The 18646-nt window shown below is 58.6% G+C and carries 23 protein-coding genes and 1 pseudogene; 13 read left to right on the forward strand and 11 right to left on the reverse strand.

Annotation, left to right across the window (positions count from 1 at the left end):
• Positions 1-36 precede the first annotated feature (36 nt).
• Positions 37-363, forward strand: coding sequence for a transcriptional regulator SutA (gene sutA / locus NTD86_RS00835; protein ID WP_262200244.1), 327 nt, complete (start codon positions 37-39; stop codon positions 361-363).
• 254 nt (positions 364-617) lie between these two features.
• On the opposite strand, the gene NTD86_RS00840 is transcribed toward sutA, so the two are convergent.
• Genes NTD86_RS00840 through lptM form a run of 6 tightly spaced genes read right to left on the reverse strand, consistent with a single transcriptional unit; the run spans position 618 to position 5183 of the window.
• The gene (locus tag NTD86_RS00840; RefSeq protein WP_262200245.1) at positions 618-1310 is read right to left on the reverse strand and encodes an HAD family hydrolase; all 693 of its coding nucleotides are present in this window, start codon (positions 1308-1310) and stop codon (positions 618-620) included.
• Positions 1307-2203 (reverse strand): tyrosine recombinase XerC, encoded by an 897-nt coding sequence (gene xerC / locus NTD86_RS00845; protein WP_262200246.1) that lies wholly within the window; start codon positions 2201-2203, stop codon positions 1307-1309. Before xerC ends, NTD86_RS00840 begins: the two co-directional genes overlap by 4 nt.
• Positions 2204-2205: 2 nt before the next feature.
• Entirely contained in the window at positions 2206-2922 is a 717-nt protein-coding gene (locus NTD86_RS00850; protein WP_262200247.1) for a DUF484 family protein, read from the reverse strand.
• A gap of 13 nt (positions 2923-2935) precedes the next feature.
• Complete coding sequence (gene dapF, locus NTD86_RS00855; RefSeq protein WP_262200248.1) at positions 2936-3766, reverse strand: diaminopimelate epimerase; 831 nt, start codon at positions 3764-3766, stop codon at positions 2936-2938.
• A gap of 4 nt (positions 3767-3770) precedes the next feature.
• Positions 3771-5018 carry a diaminopimelate decarboxylase gene (gene lysA / locus NTD86_RS00860; RefSeq protein ID WP_262200249.1) on the reverse strand — a complete coding sequence of 416 codons (1248 nt, stop codon included), beginning with the start codon at positions 5016-5018 and terminating at the stop codon, positions 3771-3773.
• A gap of 9 nt (positions 5019-5027) precedes the next feature.
• Complete coding sequence (gene lptM / locus NTD86_RS00865) at positions 5028-5183, reverse strand: LPS translocon maturation chaperone LptM (RefSeq protein WP_048372563.1); 156 nt, start codon at positions 5181-5183, stop codon at positions 5028-5030.
• Between the two features lie 205 nt (positions 5184-5388).
• On the opposite strand from lptM, the gene cyaY reads away from it, so the two are divergent.
• The 3 genes from cyaY (at position 5389) to rnk (ending at position 6564) form a co-directional block, all read left to right on the forward strand.
• Positions 5389-5721: an iron donor protein CyaY gene (gene cyaY, locus NTD86_RS00870; RefSeq protein WP_262200250.1), complete on the forward strand. Its 333-nt coding sequence runs from the start codon at positions 5389-5391 to the stop codon at positions 5719-5721.
• A 2-nt stretch (positions 5722-5723) separates the two neighbouring features.
• Positions 5724-5930 (forward strand): DUF1289 domain-containing protein, encoded by a 207-nt coding sequence (locus tag NTD86_RS00875; protein WP_410016931.1) that lies wholly within the window; start codon positions 5724-5726, stop codon positions 5928-5930.
• 220 nt (positions 5931-6150) lie between these two features.
• A complete protein-coding gene (rnk, locus tag NTD86_RS00880; protein ID WP_262200251.1) occupies positions 6151-6564 on the forward strand; it encodes a nucleoside diphosphate kinase regulator in 414 nt (137 codons plus the stop codon).
• A gap of 84 nt (positions 6565-6648) precedes the next feature.
• Here the strand turns inward: rnk and NTD86_RS00885 are convergent.
• Positions 6649-7917 (reverse strand): annotated as a pseudogene (locus NTD86_RS00885) (class I adenylate cyclase); the annotation flags it as partial.
• A 189-nt stretch (positions 7918-8106) separates the two neighbouring features.
• Positions 8107-8376, reverse strand: a complete 270-nt coding sequence (locus NTD86_RS00890; protein WP_262200252.1) for a TIGR02647 family protein — start codon at positions 8374-8376, stop codon at positions 8107-8109.
• A 432-nt stretch (positions 8377-8808) separates the two neighbouring features.
• Between NTD86_RS00890 and oscA the strand changes: the two genes are divergently transcribed.
• From oscA to NTD86_RS00920, 6 genes are all read left to right on the forward strand, one after another.
• Positions 8809-8991, forward strand: a complete 183-nt coding sequence (gene oscA, locus NTD86_RS00895) for a sulfur starvation response protein OscA (RefSeq protein WP_019411821.1) — start codon at positions 8809-8811, stop codon at positions 8989-8991.
• A gap of 62 nt (positions 8992-9053) precedes the next feature.
• Positions 9054-10067, forward strand: coding sequence for a sulfate ABC transporter substrate-binding protein (locus NTD86_RS00900; RefSeq protein ID WP_262200253.1), 1014 nt, complete (start codon positions 9054-9056; stop codon positions 10065-10067).
• Positions 10068-10157: 90 nt separating this feature from the next.
• Complete coding sequence (gene cysT / locus NTD86_RS00905) at positions 10158-10979, forward strand: sulfate ABC transporter permease subunit CysT (protein WP_262200254.1); 822 nt, start codon at positions 10158-10160, stop codon at positions 10977-10979.
• Between the two features lie 13 nt (positions 10980-10992).
• Positions 10993-11865 carry a sulfate ABC transporter permease subunit CysW gene (cysW, locus tag NTD86_RS00910; RefSeq protein WP_262200255.1) on the forward strand — a complete coding sequence of 291 codons (873 nt, stop codon included), beginning with the start codon at positions 10993-10995 and terminating at the stop codon, positions 11863-11865.
• A 3-nt stretch (positions 11866-11868) separates the two neighbouring features.
• Positions 11869-12849 carry a sulfate/molybdate ABC transporter ATP-binding protein gene (locus NTD86_RS00915; RefSeq protein ID WP_262200256.1) on the forward strand — a complete coding sequence of 327 codons (981 nt, stop codon included), beginning with the start codon at positions 11869-11871 and terminating at the stop codon, positions 12847-12849.
• Positions 12850-13075: 226 nt separating this feature from the next.
• Positions 13076-13558: a DUF6252 family protein gene (locus NTD86_RS00920; protein ID WP_262200257.1), complete on the forward strand. Its 483-nt coding sequence runs from the start codon at positions 13076-13078 to the stop codon at positions 13556-13558.
• A gap of 73 nt (positions 13559-13631) precedes the next feature.
• Here the strand turns inward: NTD86_RS00920 and NTD86_RS00925 are convergent, their stop codons facing one another.
• Complete coding sequence (locus tag NTD86_RS00925; protein ID WP_262200258.1) at positions 13632-13910, reverse strand: YheV family putative zinc ribbon protein; 279 nt, start codon at positions 13908-13910, stop codon at positions 13632-13634.
• Positions 13907-15958 carry an oligopeptidase A gene (gene prlC, locus NTD86_RS00930; RefSeq protein ID WP_262200259.1) on the reverse strand — a complete coding sequence of 684 codons (2052 nt, stop codon included), beginning with the start codon at positions 15956-15958 and terminating at the stop codon, positions 13907-13909. The genes NTD86_RS00925 and prlC overlap by 4 nt, the downstream gene beginning before the upstream one ends.
• Before the next feature lie 171 nt (positions 15959-16129).
• Between prlC and NTD86_RS00935 the strand changes: the two genes are divergently transcribed.
• Positions 16130-16678 carry a gamma carbonic anhydrase family protein gene (locus NTD86_RS00935; RefSeq protein ID WP_262200260.1) on the forward strand — a complete coding sequence of 183 codons (549 nt, stop codon included), beginning with the start codon at positions 16130-16132 and terminating at the stop codon, positions 16676-16678.
• Between the two features lie 21 nt (positions 16679-16699).
• Positions 16700-17344 carry an HAD family hydrolase gene (locus tag NTD86_RS00940; RefSeq protein WP_262200261.1) on the forward strand — a complete coding sequence of 215 codons (645 nt, stop codon included), beginning with the start codon at positions 16700-16702 and terminating at the stop codon, positions 17342-17344.
• A gap of 65 nt (positions 17345-17409) precedes the next feature.
• Here NTD86_RS00940 and NTD86_RS00945 read toward each other — a convergent pair whose 3' ends face one another.
• Positions 17410-17889 carry a DUF962 domain-containing protein gene (locus tag NTD86_RS00945; protein ID WP_262200262.1) on the reverse strand — a complete coding sequence of 160 codons (480 nt, stop codon included), beginning with the start codon at positions 17887-17889 and terminating at the stop codon, positions 17410-17412.
• A 165-nt stretch (positions 17890-18054) separates the two neighbouring features.
• Between NTD86_RS00945 and NTD86_RS00950 the strand changes: the two genes are divergently transcribed.
• On the forward strand, positions 18055-18636 hold the full coding sequence (locus tag NTD86_RS00950) for an alpha/beta hydrolase (protein WP_048387212.1): 582 nt from the start codon (positions 18055-18057) through the stop codon (positions 18634-18636).
• Positions 18637-18646 lie beyond the last annotated feature (10 nt).

An 18646-nucleotide genomic window follows, 5' to 3' on the forward strand; every position in this document is an offset into this window, starting at 1 on the left:
TAACTAATCTGCTTTACGCAAGTCATGGGGTAGAACATGAGCGACGATGATCTGGAAAATGATGACCTCGAAGTAGGTGACGAAGACGAAACCGAGGAAGGCTTGGACACAACTGCCGAGGACGTTGCAGACGACGACGCTGGCGAAGATGTGCCGGCTCCTGCGGCCAAGGGTAAATCCAAGGCGGCGGTGTCGGTTGATGACCTGCCAAGCATTGAAGTCAAAAACAAGGAGCGTGACGCTCTGGCCCGTGCCATGGAAGAGTTCCTGGCGCGCGGCGGCAAGGTACAGGAAGTCGAGGCGAACGTGGTGGCAGACCCACCCAAAAAGCCTGACAACAAGTACGGCAGCCGCCCTATCTAAGGCCTGCTCCATCGCTTGAAGAAAAAACCCGCCGTCGCTGCGGGTTTTTTTGTGGGTCAGCCATTAGCGCCGAACAAGACCCGTAGGCGCAGCCCCGTCTTCGACACCGCGCTGTCGCGCAGCAAACAGACCACCGATCATTGGCAGCACCCCCAATGGGTTAGGTATCTACACAGTTTTCAGGCGGCTGTTAACGGGGCTTCTTGGATCAAGAGCCGGATCAAGATCAAAAGATCGCGACAGTGGGCGACGTTTCAGCTCAGGCGCTTCAGCACCGCGGGCAGTTCGCTCAGGCAACCCACTTCTGCATCCGGGGCTTTGTCGCCTTCCCAGCGTTTGCCACCAGGGTTGAACCACACTGCCCGCAGGCCCGCTTGCTGGGCACCGGCAATGTCATCCCCAGGATGATCGCCCACGTGCACGGTCGCCGCAGGGGAAATATCACCCCCGCGGCGCAACGCCTCGTGAAACAGCCGCGCATCTGGCTTGGCAATGCCAATGTCCTCCGCACACAACACAAATCGAAAGTGATGCCCCAGCCCGATCCGCCGCACGTCAGCGTTGCCATTGGTGACTACGCCCAAGGCATAGTCATGGGCCAGCGCCACCAGGGTGGGCTCAGCCTGCGGGAACACCTCCAGGGCATGACGCGCCTCAATGAACACCTCGAACGCTTCATCGGCCATCGCTTGCGCGCCCGCATAACCGGCGTCACTCAAGGCGTGGAACAACACCCGCCGACGCAGCGCACTGATCCGGTGCTTGAGCTGCGGTTCATCGCCTAACACACGCTGGCGCAGCGCCTGATAACTGGCGAGATCCAGCGCGCCCAAATCCGGTGCATTCGCCGTCAGCCAGGTATGCATGGCCGTCTCGGCACTGGCAATCACCGGCGCGGTATCCCACAAGGTGTCGTCGAGGTCGAAGGTAATCAGCTCAATGGTCATTCACTGCCCTTACTGCGTTTAGCCCGTGGGTGGGCGCTGTCGTAAACCGATGCCAAGTGCTGGAAATCCAGATGGGTATAGATCTGCGTGGTTTTAATGTCCGCATGCCCCAGCAACTCTTGCACCGCACGTAAATCCTGAGACGACTCCAGCAAATGGCTGGCGAATGAATGGCGCAGCATGTGCGGGTGCAGGTTCTGCCCCAGCTCGCGCTCGCCCGCCGCTTTAACCCGCAACTGGATGGCCCGCGGACCGAGGCGACTGCCGCGCTGGCTGACAAACACCGCGTCGTCATGCGGGTTGGCCAGGCCGCGCAAAGGCAGCCACGCCAGTAACGCTTCCCGGGCTTTTTTACCGACTGGCAGCACGCGCGTCTTGCTGCCTTTACCGAGCACTTCAACCAGGCCGTCAGCCAGGTCGAGCTGGTCCAGGTTAAGCCCGGTCAGCTCCGAGAGGCGCAGCCCTGAGGAATAAAACAGCTCAAGAATGGCTTGATCACGCAGGGCCAGAAAATCGTCCTCGACAGCGCCTTCAAGCAATTGCAGTGCGCGGTCTGTGTCGAGGGTTTTGGGCAGGCGGCGCTCACCCTTGGGAGGCGACAGGCCGTTGGCCGGATCGTGATCGCACAGGCCTTCGCGATTGAGGTACTGATAAAGCCCGCGCACCGCCGACAGCAGGCGCGAAATGCTGCGCGACGACTGGCCTTGCTGGTGCAGACGCGAGACCAGTTGGCGCAAGCGCTGGATATCCAGCGCGGACCAATCGGGAATGGATTCTTTGCTACAGAACGCCAGCACCTTGTTCAGGTCGCGGCGATAGGCTTGCAACGTGTGAGGCGACACTTGGCGCTCACTGCGCAGGTGCGTGCAGTAAGCGTCCAGCTGTCGTTCCACCTCTAGCGGACCGAGCGCAAAGCGCTGGTGAATCGCGGCAAGACCCGGCCGAGCACTTCGGCGATATGCCCAAGGAACAGCATGCCCACCGAGCTTTTATAGTGCTGCGGGTCACGGCTACCCACCGCCAATACGCCATGCAAGCCCAAGTGATTGAGCGCCACCACCGCCGTCGAACCAATTTGCTTGCGCTGATCTTCGCCAAACAGGAAGTCCAACTCATGCTCACGCAGGCTACCGCTGACCGCTTTACCCTCAGCCAGCAAACCGCCCAAGGCGCGCTGTGCATCGGCGCTGCTCACCCAACGCCCGACGGGCATCGGGTTGTCACCAAACAGCACCAGGCTGACAAACGGCACCTGGAAATCCTGACGCAGGCTGTCTTCGACAGCCATCACCAGTTCTTCAAGGCTGGTGGCGTCCATCAGCGCGAGGTTCAGGCGACGGGTCTTTTCAAACAACCGGTCATTGTCGCGGGCCACATCCATCAATTGCGACAAACGATGGCGCATCTCGATGTTGCGACTGCGCAACAGCTCTAACTGGCGTTCTACCAGCGAAATGGTGTCGCCGCGCTGGTGCGGAATGCGCAACGCCAACAGCAACTCATCGCGCTGACTGAAGAAGTCCGGGTGACGCTCCAGGTACGCCGCAACCGTCGCGGCCTCCTGGGCGTCAGCAGGCAGTTCAAGGTCGGAAGGCTGTGGCTGGTCGGTCATCAGGTGCGCTCGCTCATAAACGGACTTGTCCTTCGTAAACACGCATCGCCGGGCCGGTCATGATCACAGAATGGCCGGGGCCTTCCCACTCAATGGACAAACGACCACCGGGCAAATCAAGGGTCACCGGTGAGTCCATCCAGCCCTGGCTGATCGCTGCCACAGCTGCTGCGCAAGCGCCGGTACCGCAGGCCTGGGTTTCCCCGGCACCACGCTCCCACACCCGCAGTTGCCCGCGTTGACGATCAATCACATGCAAAAAGCCGACATTGACCCGCGCCGGAAAACGCGGGTGATGCTCAATTTTTGGCCCGAGCTCGTGCACCGGCGCGGCGTTGATGTCGTCAACACGCAACACTGCATGCGGGTTGCCCATCGACACGGCGGCCAACTGAACCGGCTGCCCTTCGACATCCACTGCGTAGCTCAACGCCTGCGCGTCGGCCACAAACGGGATCTCTTGCGGGACCAGACGCGGCGGGCCCATATCGACGCTGATTTGCCCGTCGTTGCGCACGTTTAGCTCAATGATGCCGCTTTTGGTTTCGACCTTGATCTGACGCTTGGTGGTCAAACGCTTGTCGAGCACGAAGCGGGCAAAACAGCGGGCACCGTTGCCGCACTGTTCAACTTCGGAACCGTCGGAGTTGAAGATCCGGTAACGGAAATCCACCTCCGGGTTGCTCGGCGCTTCAACGATCAATAATTGATCAAAGCCAACACCCGTGTGCCGATCACCCCACTGCTTGGCGTGCTTGGGCAGGATGTGCGCGTGCTGGCTGACCAGGTCGAGAACCATGAAGTCATTACCCAGGCCGTGCATTTTGGTAAAACGCAGCAACATGGGCTCACTCCGGCAGAAGGCTTTCGCCGGCGTACAACTCGGCAACGGTCTCGCGACGGCGTACTTCAAACGCTTGGTCACCATCCACCAGAATTTCGGCTGCACGGCCACGAGTGTTGTAGTTCGAGCTCATGACAAACCCGTAGGCACCCGCCGAATGCACGGCCAGCAGATCGCCTTCGGCCAGTGCCAGTTGGCGGTCCTTGGCCAGGAAGTCGCCGGTTTCGCAGATCGGGCCCACGATGTCGTAAGCGCGGGTTTCGGTGTCACGCGGGCGAACCGCGGTCACGTCCATCCAGGCCTGATACAACGCCGGGCGAATCAGATCGTTCATGGCCGCGTCGACAATCGCGAAGTCTTTGTGCTCGGTGTGCTTGAGGTACTCGACCTGAGTCAGCAGCACGCCCGCATTGGCCACAATGAAGCGGCCCGGCTCAAACACCAGCGCCAGGTCACGGCCTTCGATGCGCGAACGCACGGCCTTGATGTAGTCAGCAGCCAAAGGCGGCTCTTCATCGCGATAACGCACACCCAAGCCACCGCCGAGGTCGATGTGGCGCAGGTAAATGCCGCAATCGCCCAGACGGTCAACCAACCCCAGCAGGCGATCAAGTGCATCGATAAACGGCTCGAGGGTGGTCAGTTGCGAACCGATGTGGCAGTCGACACCGACCACTTCCAGGTTCGGCAACTGCGCGGCACGGATGTACACATCTTCGGCGTCCGCGATGGCGATGCCGAACTTGTTTTCCTTGAGGCCGGTGGAAATGTACGGGTGCGTACCCGCGTCTACGTCCGGGTTGACGCGCAGCGAGATGGGCGCGCGAACGCCCAGTTCGGCAGCCACTACTTGCAGGCGCTCCAGCTCGTCAGTGGACTCGACGTTGAAGCAGTGAACGCCCACTTCCAGCGCACGACGCATGTCGTCGCGGGTCTTGCCGACGCCCGAAAACACGATTTTGTCTGCCGAGCCGCCAGCGGCCAGCACACGCTCCAGCTCACCGCGCGACACGATGTCAAAACCAGCGCCCAGACGCGCCAGGACATTGAGTACACCCAAGTTGGAGTTGGCCTTGACGGCAAAGCACACCAGATGCGGCATGCCGTTCAGGGCATGGGCGTAGGCGTTGTATTGCGCCTCGATGTGCGCGCGGGAATAGACGTAGGTCGGCGTACCGAAGCGCTCGGCAATCGCCGTCAGCGCAACACCTTCGGCAAACAGCTCGCCGTCCCGGTAATTAAAAGCGTCCATGGTGTTCCCTTATTGATGCTTGTGCGCTTGTGATTGCGACGACTTGGCTTGGTCATCCGGGTTTTTGCTGTCATCGGGCAGATACAGCGGTCCTTTTTGACCACAGGCAGAAACAAGGCAAGCAACCGCGACAAGCGCAGCAAACGAAGAGATCAGGCGCTTCATGGCGAAATCCTTTGAAAAGCATTAATTGCGACCGAGTATACCGACCACCCACCAGCTTGCCTATGTAGCAGACGGCTCGCGCACGGGGCGCCTGTCCGGATAATCAGGTGTGGCATGGCGACGGGGTGTCTTAAGGTTTGCAATCGGTCTGGAGCGCCCGTATCTTGCGAGCTCCGAGCATGACTAGACACTACGAGGTTCCACCATGAGTTTGACTGAAGCCCGTTTTCACGATCTGGTCGATGCAACCCAGGAAAACCTGGAAGACGTTTTCGACGACAGTGAACTGGATGTTGATATTGAGAACTCGGCCGGCGTTTTAACGGTCAAGTTTGAAAATGGCACCCAACTGATTTTCAGCCGACAAGAGCCGCTTCGCCAGCTCTGGCTCGCCGCTCGCAGCGGTGGTTTCCATTTCGAATACGATGAAGATAACTCGCGCTGGGTACACGACAGTACCGATGAGCTACTGAGTGAAATGGTGGCTCGCCTGACACTGGAACAAGCAGGCGCCGAGCTGGAATTTGAAGAGATCTGATTGTGACTGCGCCTGCTAAACCCGCAAAACCGCTCTACAGCAACGTCAGTCCGGCAGTGCCGTCGCCGTGCATCAGTACCTGCCGGCTGGATGAACACAAAGTGTGTCTAGGCTGTTTTCGCCACGTCGAAGATATTCGCGAGTGGCGTTCGGCCGATGACCAGCGGCGCCGCGAGATTTGCGAACAGGCCCGCCAACGCCGGGGCTGATCGACTGTTGTAGGAGCAGCCGGTCGACGCTCGATTGCCTCGCGATCTTTCAAAAGGTCAAAAGATCGCGAGGCAAGCTCGCTCCTACAGGCAACCTTGTGTATTTATTTTGCTGTGGTAGTGTCCAAGTTCGCCTCGTCACCACGAGGCTGGTCAAAACCCCGCCATGTCCTGGCGGGGTTTTGCTTTTCCGTGCAGAAAAAAAGGAGTCTGCCAGGTCATGAGTAATACACCCGCCATCACCCTCACACGCCTGGACGTACAACGTCTGGAGAAGCTGATCGACAGTCTGGATGACACGTTGCCCGGTGTGATTGCCTTGCAGGACGAGCTTGATCGCGCCGAACTTATTGTCGGCCACGAAGAAGTGCCAGCAGGCGTTGTGACCATGAATTCACGCGTACATTGCCGCGAAGAAAGCAGCGGCAAGGACTACCACCTGACGTTGGTCTACCCGAAAGAGGCCAACGCAGACGAAGGTAAAATCTCGATTCTGGCGCCTGTCGGCAGCGCCTTGCTGGGCTTGAGTGCCGGTCAACACATCGACTGGCCAGCACCGGGCGGCAAAACCCTCAAGCTCAAATTGCTCGAAGTTGAATACCAGCCAGAAGCAGCAGGCCACTTCGACCTGTAAGCGCCCCCGACACCCCAGGATTCGCGGTAGCGCTCGGTTGTGCAGCGCTACCCCAACGCCTTAAATCGCAATGACCGGCACCCTGATCGCGTGCTCATGACGCGCCAATTGGCTCAGGAAACGGTAGCTGCCATTGAGCTCACGTGACAGCGCCAACCGCTCTCGGCTGTCTGGCCCGGCCTTCCATTTCGAACGATTGTCCAACTGCGCCAACTGCTGCTCATCCCATCCCCATTCAGTGGTCAGGCGCTCCAGCAGCGCGCGCTGCCAGTGGGCACCCCGGGTAGCGGCACGGCCGGTCAGCTTGCGGTTCACCTTGAGATACAAACTGCGGCGCACCAGCTCCAGGCGTTGAAAATCGCCACGCCCGCGCAAATAGTCCTCAATGCGCCGGTACACCATGACGTACGGGTCCAGCTCATCGAGGTCCAGTTGATGGGCATACACCGCACGCTTGAACCCCAGGCTCAGGCAGTTCACACGCGGGTGCTCGCTGGCATAAACCTCGATCAGCAAGAGTTTAAGCACCGATTTGTAGGGCGATTCAATGCCCTTGAACAACTGCTTCAGCCCTGCGCCTAAAAACTCTTGCGCTGGGATGTGTGCCAAAGGGCCGAGGTCAATCACGTCATCTGCACTGATCAAGTGCTGAGCCTGGAGTGAGTGAATGAAATCGCCGTAGCGGGCTTCTTCAGGCGCCGGCACCCACCACCACAACGGCGTGCGCCCAGCCAGCCAGATCGCCGTGCGATAAAACTCATCGAGCAGCAACGAATGTTGCGCGCTTACGTAGTCATCCACGCTGCCGTGCAGGGCATGCTCGCCCTGGGCAAAACGTTGCGCATCAATCAGGAAGAAGTGCGCCTCGCTGCCCTGGCTCGCAGCCCATGTTTCCAGGCGCAGGCATTTTTTGCGCAAGTTGGCCAGCGCCCGGTCATCTAGGTCGGGCGCGTGGCACAACCACACGTCCATGTCGCTTTGATCGGTCTGGGCCAACGTGCCCAGGCTGCCCATCAAATACAGACCGTGAATGGCACGCGGCTGCCGGGGCAGAGCTGGGCAGGCAAAGTCACCGGCCAAAGCCAGCGCCGCCTCCAGCGTGGGCATGTCCGGCGTATAGCCCGAGACACCAGCCGGCGTGTCGTCCGAAACATAGCCGGGCAACAACGGGTCGTTCACATGGAACAGCAAGGCCAACAGATTCAGAATCGTTTGCTGAGCGGGCAACAGGCCTTCCATTGCCCGCTGCAAACGCGCTTTATTGACGGCCAGAAACCGCTCACGCACCTGATAGAGAACCTGTCGATCGATTCCTTCGCTCAGAGCGGGTCTTATTTCCAGGGGGCACGTCATTACAAACCTAGGCCGGCTCGCCAAACGAGAAAGAGAAAGGAAGGTGAGTTTACAGCCAGCCGCACAAAAGGCTTAGGCCGTTTGTATTTTTGACGTCAGATTTTTTACATATCTGAACATTAGACGAGATCAAAGGTGTGTGCCCGCGGAATCACCGAACGAGTAGATTCCGTGGGCGAGGCGGGGAGATCAGGCAATTTCTGCCAGTTTTTCGCCGAGCTTGGACTCTGAATTGAGGATCAGCAGCAACCCTTGCACATGCTCGGCCGCATCACGGCCCAGGCTTGTCAGGTAGCCACCGTCGGGCTGATTGATCAGGTCCTTCTCATACAGACGCTTTGCGCCCTCAATCAAGCGTGGATCGGCAGCCTGATGGATCTTCAGGCCCTCAAGCGTACTTTCCAGGTCAAACAGTGCTAGGACTTCCAGTTCGGCAACCAACTCAGGGGTAAACGACATAAAGACTCCAGACTATGCAGGAAAAGGCGACAACGGCTCTAAGGTGATCGCACTGTTACCGGCTGTCCAGTGACAGTTCCTACCTTATGTAAGACAACGTGTCGGGCCTGCCCCGCATTGATGCTCTGACGAGGCAATTGGAGTGTAGACCCCGCTTTCAATTACGCGCGCCAACAAACGAGTACGTGCGCGCACCGCCCTCGTTTATCAGACATTGGGGTCTGCCAGACACCGCTCAAGCTCAGGTTTCTGGTGCGCTGTACACTCACTCGTAAAGTTCGTTTCTCGTCAGCGACTGCGCGTCACCTTCAATCACCACGATTTCAGTTATATAAACATTCTTAAATAGTATTTTTAAGAATAATCGTGCCTCACTACTATTGCATCCGAGCCAGCACCTTAGTCGGCAACCCACATCTTCAGGAGCACACCATGAGCGCATCTCTGCGTAGCGTTGACGGTCAGGACGAAGCCACCATTCTGCGGGAAATCCAGAGCGCGCTACGAGACCTGCGCTTTGGTGCCGTCGAAATCACCGTGCACAACGCACAAGTGGTTCAGATCGAACGTAAAGAGAAATTCCGGCTACAGAACCCTAGCCAGAAAAACAATTGAACCATCCAGCGCATTCACCAGAGTGCGCTCATAACAACTAGAAACGCTTTGGAGCCTCACCTATGTCCCTACGCCGTTACGCTTTGGCCGCGCTGGCCAGTGCCATTTTTGCTGGCTCCGCTGTAGCCAAAGACTACGAACTGCTCAACGTTTCTTACGACCCAACCCGCGAGCTGTACCAGGATTACAACGCCGAGTTCGTCAATTTCTGGAAGCAAAGCCACCCAGGCGACAACGTCAAGATCCAGCAGTCTCACGGCGGTTCAGGCAAACAGGCCCGTGGCGTGATCGACGGCTTGCGCGCAGACGTTGTGACCCTGGCCCTGGCCGGCGACATCGACGAAATCGCCAAACTCAATAAAGGCTCGCTCCCGGAAAACTGGCAGACCCGCCTGCCGGACGCCAGCACTCCGTACACCTCGACCATCGTGTTCCTGGTGCGCAAGGGCAACCCCAAAGGCATCAAAGACTGGGACGATCTGATCAAGAAAGACGTTTCTGTCATCACCCCGAACCCTAAAACCAGCGGCGGCGCTCGCTGGAACTTCCTCGCAGCCTACGCCTACGGCCTGAAAGCCAACGGCGGCGACGAAGCCAAGGCCAATGCCTACGTGCAAGAGCTGTTCAAACACGTGCCTGTGCTGGACACCGGCGCACGTGGCGCGACCATTACCTTCGTCAACAACGGTCAAGGTGACGTGTTGCTGGCGTGGGAAAACGAAGCGTTCCTGGCGCTGAAAGAAGACGGCGGTGCTGACAAGTTCGATATCGTCGTCCCTTCGCTGTCGATTCTGGCCGAACCTCCGGTAGCCGTTGTCGACAAAAACGCAGAGAAAAAGGGCAACACCGAAATTGCCACCGAGTACCTGAAACACCTGTACAGCCCGGCTGGCCAAGAGATTGCAGCCAAGAACTTCTATCGTCCTCGTGACGAAAAAGTAGCGGCCAAATACGCCGAGCAATTTCCGAAGCTGGAGCTAGTCACTATCGACAAAGACTTCGGCGGCTGGAAAACTGCGCAGCCGAAATTTTTTAATGACGGTGGCGTGTTCGACCAGATCTACCAGGCGCAATAACCTGTGGGGCGGGGCGTTAAGCCACGCTGAAAGCTAGAACATAGAGCCCGCGACCCCGTTGCGGGCTTCGTGCGTTAACCAAGGACTCTTATGTCTCGTCGTATTTCCCCCGTCATACCCGGCTTCGGGCTGACGCTGGGCTACACCTTGGTGTACCTCAGCCTCATCGTGCTGATACCGCTGGCCGCAATGTTTGTGCATGCCGCACAACTCACCTGGGAACAGTTTTGGGCCATCATCACCGCTCCCCGGGTGTTGGCAGCGCTCAAACTCAGCTTTGGCACCGCCTTCTTTGCCGCCATCATCAATGGCGTCATCGGCACCGTGCTGGCCTGGGTGCTGGTGCGTTACACCTTCCCCGGCCGCAAGATCATCGATGCCATGATCGACCTGCCGTTCGCTCTGCCAACCGCGGTAGCTGGTATCGCCCTCACCACGCTGTACGCGCCTCACGGCTGGATTGGCCAGTTCGCCTCGGACCTGGGTTTCAAAATCGCCTACACCCCGCTGGGTATCACCCTGGCCCTGACCTTCGTGACCATGCCGTTTGTGGTGCGCACGGTGCAGCCGGTGCTGGCAGACATCCCGCGTGAAATCGAAGAAGCCGCCGCCTGCCTGGGTGCCAAGCCCCTGCAAGTGTTCCGCTACATCCTGATGCCGGCCTTGCTGCCCGCCTGGTTGACCGGTTTTGCCCTGGCCTTTGCCCGGGGGATCGGCGAGTACGGCTCGGTCATTTTCATCGCCGGCAACATGCCGATGAAAACCGAGATTTTGCCGCTGCTGATCATGGTCAAACTCGACCAGTACGACTACACCGGCGCCACTGCCATTGGCGTGATGATGCTGGTGGTTTCCTTCGTGTTGCTACTGCTGATCAACCTGATCCAGCGCCGCATCGAAACCCCATCCTGAAGGAGGTCAGCGCATGTCCAGTTCATCCGTAAGTGCGGCCTCCGCCGCCAACGCCGCCCGCCGTGGCAGCCCGTTTTCCCGTCGACTGCTGATTGCTCTCGGCTGGTTGTTCTTCATCGTGTTCCTGCTGTTGCCCCTGCTGATCGTAGTGTCACAGGGCCTCAAGCTGGGGCTGGGTGCTTTCTTTGATGCGATCCTTGAGCCAGACGCCCTGTCAGCCCTCAAGCTGACCATCATCGCAGTGGTGATCTCGGTGCCACTCAACGTGGTCTTCGGCGTCAGCGCAGCCTGGTGCGTGAGCAAATACAGCTTTCGCGGCAAGAGTATCCTGGTCACCCTGATCGACCTGCCGTTCTCGGTTTCGCCGGTGATTGCCGGTCTGGTCTATGTGCTGATGTTCGGTGCGCAGGGCTTCTTGGGGCCATGGCTGCAAGACCATGACATCCAGATCATCTTTGCGTTGCCGGGCATCGTGCTGGCGACCATCTTCGTCACTGTGCCCTTCGTGGCCCGTGAACTGATCCCGCTGATGCAAGAGCAGGGCACCCAGGAAGAAGAAGCTGCACGCTTGCTGGGTGCCAATGGCTGGCAGATGTTCTGGCACGTCACCGTGCCGAACATCAAATGGGGCCTGATCTACGGCGTTGTCCTGTGTACAGCGCGGGCGATGGGCGAATTTGGCGCGGTGTCGGTGGTTTCCGGGCACATTCGCGGGGTGACCAACACCCTGCCGCTGCACGTCGAGATCCTCTACAACGAATACAACCACGTCGCCGCCTTCGCTGTGGCCACCCTGTTGCTGATCCTGGCGCTCTTCATCCTGCTGCTCAAGCAGTGGAGCGAATCCCGTATTAACCGCCTGCGCGCCAGCGCCGCGGAGGAATAAACCATGTCGATCGAAGTCCGTAACGTCAGCAAGAACTTCAACGCCTTCAAGGCGCTGGACAGCATCAACCTGGACATCCACAGCGGCGAGCTGGTGGCCCTACTGGGCCCGTCGGGCTGCGGCAAAACCACCCTGTTGCGCATCATCGCGGGCCTTGAAACCCCAGACCAAGGCAACATCGTCTTCCACGGCGAAGACGTCTCGGGCCATGACGTGCGCGATCGCAACGTCGGTTTTGTGTTCCAGCATTACGCGCTGTTCCGCCACATGACGGTATTCGACAACGTGGCCTTCGGTCTGCGTATGAAGCCCAAGGGCGAGCGTCCGACCGAAACCCGCATCGCGGAGAAAGTCCACGAACTGCTGAACATGGTGCAACTGGACTGGCTCTCTGACCGCTATCCGGAGCAACTCTCCGGCGGCCAGCGCCAACGTATCGCCCTGGCCCGTGCCCTGGCGGTAGAACCTAAAGTATTGCTGCTCGACGAACCGTTCGGCGCCCTTGACGCCAAGGTCCGTAAAGAGCTGCGCCGCTGGTTGGCGCGCCTTCACGAAGACATCAACCTGACCTCGGTGTTCGTGACCCACGACCAGGAAGAAGCGATGGAAGTCGCGGACCGCATCGTGGTCATGAACAAAGGCGTGATCGAGCAAATCGGCTCACCGGGTGACGTCTACGAAAACCCGGCCAGCGACTTTGTTTATCACTTCCTGGGCGATTCCAACCGCCTGCATTTGGGCGAGGACAACCACGTCCTGTTCCGCCCGCACGAAGTGTCGTTGTCGCGTCACGAACTCGAAGACCACCATGCCGCCCAGGTACGCGACATCCGCCCGCTGGGTGCGACCACCCGGGTGACATTGAAGGTTGAAGGTCAAAGCGAGCTGATCGAAGTAGAAGTGGTCAAAGACCATGACAGCCTGACCGAACTGGCGCGCGGCGAGACGTTGTTCTTCAAGCCGAAGGTGTGGCAGAAGGCTTAAAAACACCTGAGCCAAATCCCCTTGGAGCTGCCGCAGGCTGCGATCTTTTGATCTTTAAACGTCAAAAGATCGCAGCCTGCGGCAGCTCCTACAGGGCTTTTAAGAGCCCATCGCGTCTAATGCCCCTGTCATTTTTGACAGTATACAAGCCAAGATTCGCACTTTAGATTCATGCCCTCATAGCGTGTAAACACATGATGTTTTAAAACGTACGCAGGGCATAACCATGGACCTCTACTCGACCCAACCCTCTGCCGCCAAATCCCTCGCAAATACCACCCGTGCGCATATTAATCGCAATGGCACAGGCTTCGATTACTCTCCAAATTGGTATGGCTCGGCCTTAAATGACGAACTGATTATGTTTGTCAGCAGGCGCATCGATAAGGGGGAACCCCCTTTCCCTATCGACTATGACGAGATTAACTTTACCTTTCAAAAAGGTTTGAAAGTTGGGACATACCCACTCGGTGAAGGTCGCTCAGAGGCAGTTTTACGTTATCGCTCTACCCTGCATGGCATCTGGTCTGAGGAACTTACGGCTTCTCTTGGCTCAATCACTATCACTCAGTTTGAAGTGATTAATGGTTACTACACCATTGTTGCCAGTTTTGAATTCAGTGGTGGTTTTGAAGATCCGAACAACGATGGCGGAACAGTCAACATAGAGGTCACCCAAGGCACCGTCACAATAAGCATTGCGCCATAACGTGAACAATGCTGTAGACCAAGGGTGTTATTAAACCGACACCCTTGATCTACAGGCAACTCACCCCGGGGGATCAGGGCTTTTTCAACTTCGGATTCGGAAAGAACTGCACCGCCTGCACCTTAGGGTCGGGGGCTTTTTGCAGCGCCGAAGTATTCACCCGCGTGCCCAATTCCTTGGGTACGGACAAACCTTGCTCGTTCAGCGTGTCGGAGTAGCCGCAGGCCACGCATTCGCGGTGCGGTATGTCGTCTTCGTTCCACATCAGCAACTTGTCAGGCTCGCTGCACGCCGGGCAGACAGCCCCGGCGATGAAGCGTTTTTTTGTCACATTGACCGGTGCATCACTCATGCTGCCGCGTCCTCAGTCAGGCCGCTGTGACGCAACAGGGCGTCAATCGAAGGCTCACGGCCACGGAAGTCCTTGAACAGTTCCATCGGTGCCAACGAGCCACCACGGGCCAGAATCGCCTGACGGAACGCCTTGCCGGTTTGCGGGTTGAACACGCCTTCTTCTTCAAAGCGCGAGAACGCATCGGCCGACAACACTTCAGCCCACTTATAGCTGTAGTAACCCGCCGCGTAACCGCCCGCGAAAATGTGCGCGAAGCTGTTCGGGAAACGGTTGTACGCCGGTGGACGCAGCACCGAGACTTCATCACGAATGCCTTCGAGTACCTGCGCAACACTGCGGCCGTCGCCGTGGGTGGCGTGCAGTTCGAAGTCAAACAGCGAGAATTCCAGTTGGCGGACCATCATCAGCCCGGACTGAAAGTTCTTGGCCGCCAGCATTTTATCCAGCAGGTCTTTAGGCAACGCCTCGCCGGTTTCGTAGTGACCGGAAATCAGCGCCAGGCCTTCCGGCTCCCAGCACCAGTTTTCCATGAACTGGCTTGGCAACTCGACCGCATCCCACGCCACGCCGTTGATACCTGACACGCCCGCGTGTTCGATCTCGGTCAGCATGTGGTGCAGGCCATGACCGAACTCGTGGAACAAGGTGGTCACTTCGTCGTGGGTCAGCAGCGCAGGCTTGCCGGCAACGGCTGGGGTGAAGTTGCACACCAGGTTGGCCACCGGGCTTTGCAGCTCGCCAGCGGCGGTGCGGCGACGGTCGCGAGCGCCGTCCATCCACGCGCCACCGCGCTTGTTGGCACGGGCGTACAGGTCAAAGAAGAAACGCCCGATGCGCTGGCCGTTTTCCTTGATTTCGAACAGGCGGACATCCGGGTGCCAGGTGTCGAAACCTTTGATTTCAGCAATGTCGATGCCGTACAGGCGGTTCACGATGACGAACAAGCCATCCAGCACTTTATCGATCGGGAAGTAAGCGCGCAGGGCTTCTTGCGAAACGCTGTAACGCTGCTCGCGCAGTTTTTCACCAAAGAAACCGGTGTCCCAGCTTTTCAGTTCAGGGAAGCCTTGCTCGGACGCATAGGCTTGCAACTGCTCAAGGTCACGCGCCGCAAACGGCTTGGTACGCTTGGCCAGGTCGCGCAGGAAAGTCAGCACCTGGTCCGGCGTTTCGGCCATTTTGGTGGCCAGGCTCAACTCGGCAAAGCTGCCGAAACCCAGCAACTTGGCCAGTTCCTGACGCAGGTCGAGGATTTCTTCCATCACCGGGCCGTTATCGAACTGACCGGCATTAGGGCCTTGGTCCGACGCACGGGTGCTGTACGCGGCGTAGACTTCTTCACGCAGGGCGCGGTCTTGGGCGTAGGTCATGACCGGGTAGTAGCTAGGGAATTCCAGCGTGATCAACCAGCCGTCCAGCCCTTTGGCCTGTGCCGCCGCGGCCATTTGCGCCTTGGCCGAATCGGTCAGGCCCGCCAGCGCGGCTTCGTCGGTGATGTGCTTGGTCCAAGCCTGAGTCGCGTCCAGCAGTTGGTTGGAAAACTTGCTGCCCAGCTCAGACAGTTTGCTCTGCACTTGGGCATAGCGCTTCTGCTCGGCTTCCGGCAGATCAATGCCCGACAAGCGGAAATCACGCAGCGAGTGTTCAAGAATGGTCTTTTGTGCCTGATCAAAGTCAGCCACTTGCGGGCTGTGGGCCAGGGCATCGAAGGCCTGGAACAGTTCGCGGTTCTGCCCCATTTCGGTGGAGTAAGCGCTCAAAGCGGGCAAACACGCCTCGTAGGCTTCACGCAGTTCAGCGCTATTGCACACCGCGTTGAGGTGGCTGACCGGGCTCCAGGCAGCGCCCAGGCGGTCATTCAACTCATCCATCGCCAGCACCAGACCGGCCCACGTCGGGTTCTTGCCCTGATCGGCGAGGATCTTTTGAATGCCAGCACGGTTGTCCGCGAGGATCTGCTCGATGGCCGGCTGGACGTGCTCAGGACGGATCGCCGAAAACGGCGGCAGGTCGTAGGGCTGCAATAGAGGGTTGTTCTCGCTCACGTTTGGCACCTTGGCTAGAAAAAATGGGGGATCTGTTGAGGTTTCACTGCAAAAACTGAACCACTCACCTCGATGTAATGAAACGTCAGCAGACCTTGGGCCATCTTAATTACAATCGACCGTTACCGCAGCCCTGTAACGCCCTATTACTGCTAAAGAAGGAAGCTATTTGTGTCCATCCGTCCGTTCCAGCAGCACACACCCACATTGGGCGAACGCGCCTTCGTCGACCGCTCGGCGGTTGTCATCGGCGACGTCGAGATCGGGGCCGACAGTTCGGTCTGGCCATTGACCGTGATTCGCGGCGATATGCACCGCATCCGCATTGGCGCGCGCACCAGCGTGCAAGACGGCTGCGTGCTGCACATAACCCACGCCGGGCCGTTCAACCCTGACGGTTTCCCGCTGCTGATCGGCGATGACGTGACCATCGCCCACAAAGTCATGTTGCATGGTTGCACCGTGGGCAGCCGTATATTGATCGGCATGAGCAGCATCGTGATGGACGGAGCGGTGATTGAAGACGACGTGATCGTGGGCGCCGGCAGCCTAGTGCCGCCGGGCAAGCGACTGGCCAGCGGCTTTCTGTATGTCGGCAGCCCGGTCAAACAAGTGCGTGAACTGACTGAAAAAGAGAAAGCCTTTTTTACCTACAGCGCTGGCAACTACGTGAAGCTCAAAGACCAGCACTTGGCCGAAGGCTACGACCAGCCCCTTTAAGCCGCCTATTGTGGAGCCTGCATGAAATACCAAAACGTATTGTTCGACCTCGACGGCACCCTGACCGACCCGCGCGAAGGCATCACCCGTTCGATCCAGTACGGCCTGAGCAAAATGGGCATAGAAGAGCCGGACCTGAGCAAACTCGAACACTTCATCGGCCCGCCGTTGCTGCAGGCCTTTATCGAGTTTTACGGATTCAGCGAAGCCCAGGCCTGGGAGGCCGTGGGTTTCTACCGCGAGCGTTTTTCGGTCACCGGCCTGTACGAAAACCACGTGTTTGACGGCATCACACCGCTGCTTGAGGACTTGGTGAAGCAGGGCCGCCAGCTGTACATCGCCACTTCCAAGCCACAGATCTACGCCCGCGAAATCGCCCGGCACTTTGACTTCGCCAAACACTTCAAGGTGATCTACGGCAGCGAGCTGGACGGTACGCGTACCAACAAGGTTGAGCTGATTGCCCACCTGATGGCCGAAGAAGGTCTGGACCCGGCGCAGACCCTGATGATCGGCGACCGCAAACACGACCTCATCGGCGCCCGCCACAACGGCCTGGACGCAGCGGCGGTGGGCTACGGTTTTGGCAGCTTTGAAGAGCTGAGCGCGCACGCGCCCAACTACCACTTTGAAACCCTGGCACAGCTTCATCAGGCGTTTAGATAAGCCCATCGAAGCGGGCTTGATCGCGATCTTTTAAACGACCAAAAGATCGCGAGGCAAGCTCGCTTCTACGCGAATCTCGCGTCGATTTCGCGCTGCAAATCCTGGCGCCAACCCAACAGGAACCCTAACTCCACCACCACAAACAGCGGCCCGATAATCAGCCCCGTCACATCGTCGATAAACGCCGGTTTGCGCCCTTCGTAGTAATGCCCGATGAACTGAATCACCCAGCCGACCACAAACAGCCCAACTCCCCAGCCCAACCACGCACCCGTACTCAGCGCCGCCAAGGTGTGCCCGAGCCAGACCGCCAGCCCCAGCAACACAGCCATCAATAACCCCAGGCGCCGTTCAAGGCGCAGGTAAAACACCGCACTGGCGATCATCACTAACACCGCAGGCGAAATACCCGCCCATTGCGGTCGCGACAACAGCACCGCCACGGCGATCACAATCAACGGGATACCCACGAAGTGAGTGACGATATTGCGTTTGTCACGGTGATAAGCGGCGTATTGGCTCAGATGATCAACCAGGCTTTTCATGGCAGTAGCTCGCGCGGTGGGCAACGAGCTGAGTGTAATACGCCGTCGCATTCTGAACAGCGAAGGTTTTTTGGTTATTAACAAATAGCTTCTTATTCCTTAGCGAATCTAAAAACCGTCCCTATACTGACTCGGTAACACACATACCGCTGGAGGCGCATAGCCATGGGCAATGAATCGATTCGCTATTTGATAGTGCCGGGTTGGCAAGGTTCGTCTGACGATCATTGGCAAACCCACTGGCAAAACAGCTTGCCGAACAGTGCCCGGGTGGAACAGGCCGACTGGTTGACGCCCCGCCGAGAGGACTGGATCGCCGCCTTGGCCGAGGCGATTGCCGCCGACAGCACGCCGGTGATCCTGATTGCCCACAGCCTGGGTTGCATCACCGTTGCACATTGGGCCGAACGTGCCCCCGCCAGCTTGCTGAGCCAGGTGCGCGGTGCCTTGCTGGTCGCCCCGGCGGATGTCGAACGCCCAACCTGTGCCCCTGCGTTGCGTAACTTTGCCCCGATCCCGACGCAAACCCTGCCGTTCCCGAGCCAAGTCGTCGGCTCAGATAACGATGCCGCCGCCAGCGCCCCTCGGGCCATGGAGTTCGCCCGCCAATGGGGCGCCGAGGTCGGCATTCTCAGCGGCGCCGGACATATCAACGTCAAGTCCGGCCACCAACGCTGGGAGCAAGGCTTCGCGTTTTTGTATCGCCTGCAAACCCGTATTGAGCACGGTGCCCTGCGCCGCGCCTGAATTTTTTGTA

The organism is Pseudomonas sp. 7P_10.2_Bac1 (assembly GCF_025465935.1).
Classification (GTDB): domain Bacteria; phylum Pseudomonadota; class Gammaproteobacteria; order Pseudomonadales; family Pseudomonadaceae; genus Aquipseudomonas.

Excerpts from the sequence above, each read along its gene's own strand:
- cyaY (WP_262200250.1), top strand. The coding sequence starts at position 5,389 with ATGAGTTTGACTGAAGCCCGTTTTCACGATCTGGTCGATGCAACCCAG.
- sutA (WP_262200244.1), top strand. The coding sequence starts at position 37 with ATGAGCGACGATGATCTGGAAAATGATGACCTCGAAGTAGGTGACGAA.
- NTD86_RS00900 (WP_262200253.1), top strand. The coding sequence starts at position 9,054 with ATGTCCCTACGCCGTTACGCTTTGGCCGCGCTGGCCAGTGCCATTTTT.
- NTD86_RS00850 (WP_262200247.1), bottom strand. The coding sequence starts at position 2,922 with ATGACCGACCAGCCACAGCCTTCCGACCTTGAACTGCCTGCTGACGCC.
- cysW (WP_262200255.1), top strand. The coding sequence starts at position 10,993 with ATGTCCAGTTCATCCGTAAGTGCGGCCTCCGCCGCCAACGCCGCCCGC.
- NTD86_RS00940 (WP_262200261.1), top strand. The coding sequence starts at position 16,700 with ATGAAATACCAAAACGTATTGTTCGACCTCGACGGCACCCTGACCGAC.
- NTD86_RS00890 (WP_262200252.1), bottom strand. The coding sequence starts at position 8,376 with ATGTCGTTTACCCCTGAGTTGGTTGCCGAACTGGAAGTCCTAGCACTG.
- dapF (WP_262200248.1), bottom strand. The coding sequence starts at position 3,766 with ATGTTGCTGCGTTTTACCAAAATGCACGGCCTGGGTAATGACTTCATG.
- NTD86_RS00840 (WP_262200245.1), bottom strand. The coding sequence starts at position 1,310 with ATGACCATTGAGCTGATTACCTTCGACCTCGACGACACCTTGTGGGAT.
- lysA (WP_262200249.1), bottom strand. The coding sequence starts at position 5,018 with ATGGACGCTTTTAATTACCGGGACGGCGAGCTGTTTGCCGAAGGTGTT.
- lptM (WP_048372563.1), bottom strand. The coding sequence starts at position 5,183 with ATGAAGCGCCTGATCTCTTCGTTTGCTGCGCTTGTCGCGGTTGCTTGC.
- NTD86_RS00920 (WP_262200257.1), top strand. The coding sequence starts at position 13,076 with ATGGACCTCTACTCGACCCAACCCTCTGCCGCCAAATCCCTCGCAAAT.
- rnk (WP_262200251.1), top strand. The coding sequence starts at position 6,151 with ATGAGTAATACACCCGCCATCACCCTCACACGCCTGGACGTACAACGT.
- oscA (WP_019411821.1), top strand. The coding sequence starts at position 8,809 with ATGAGCGCATCTCTGCGTAGCGTTGACGGTCAGGACGAAGCCACCATT.
- NTD86_RS00915 (WP_262200256.1), top strand. The coding sequence starts at position 11,869 with ATGTCGATCGAAGTCCGTAACGTCAGCAAGAACTTCAACGCCTTCAAG.
- cysT (WP_262200254.1), top strand. The coding sequence starts at position 10,158 with ATGTCTCGTCGTATTTCCCCCGTCATACCCGGCTTCGGGCTGACGCTG.
- NTD86_RS00925 (WP_262200258.1), bottom strand. The coding sequence starts at position 13,910 with ATGAGTGATGCACCGGTCAATGTGACAAAAAAACGCTTCATCGCCGGG.
- NTD86_RS00950 (WP_048387212.1), top strand. The coding sequence starts at position 18,055 with ATGGGCAATGAATCGATTCGCTATTTGATAGTGCCGGGTTGGCAAGGT.
- NTD86_RS00945 (WP_262200262.1), bottom strand. The coding sequence starts at position 17,889 with ATGAAAAGCCTGGTTGATCATCTGAGCCAATACGCCGCTTATCACCGT.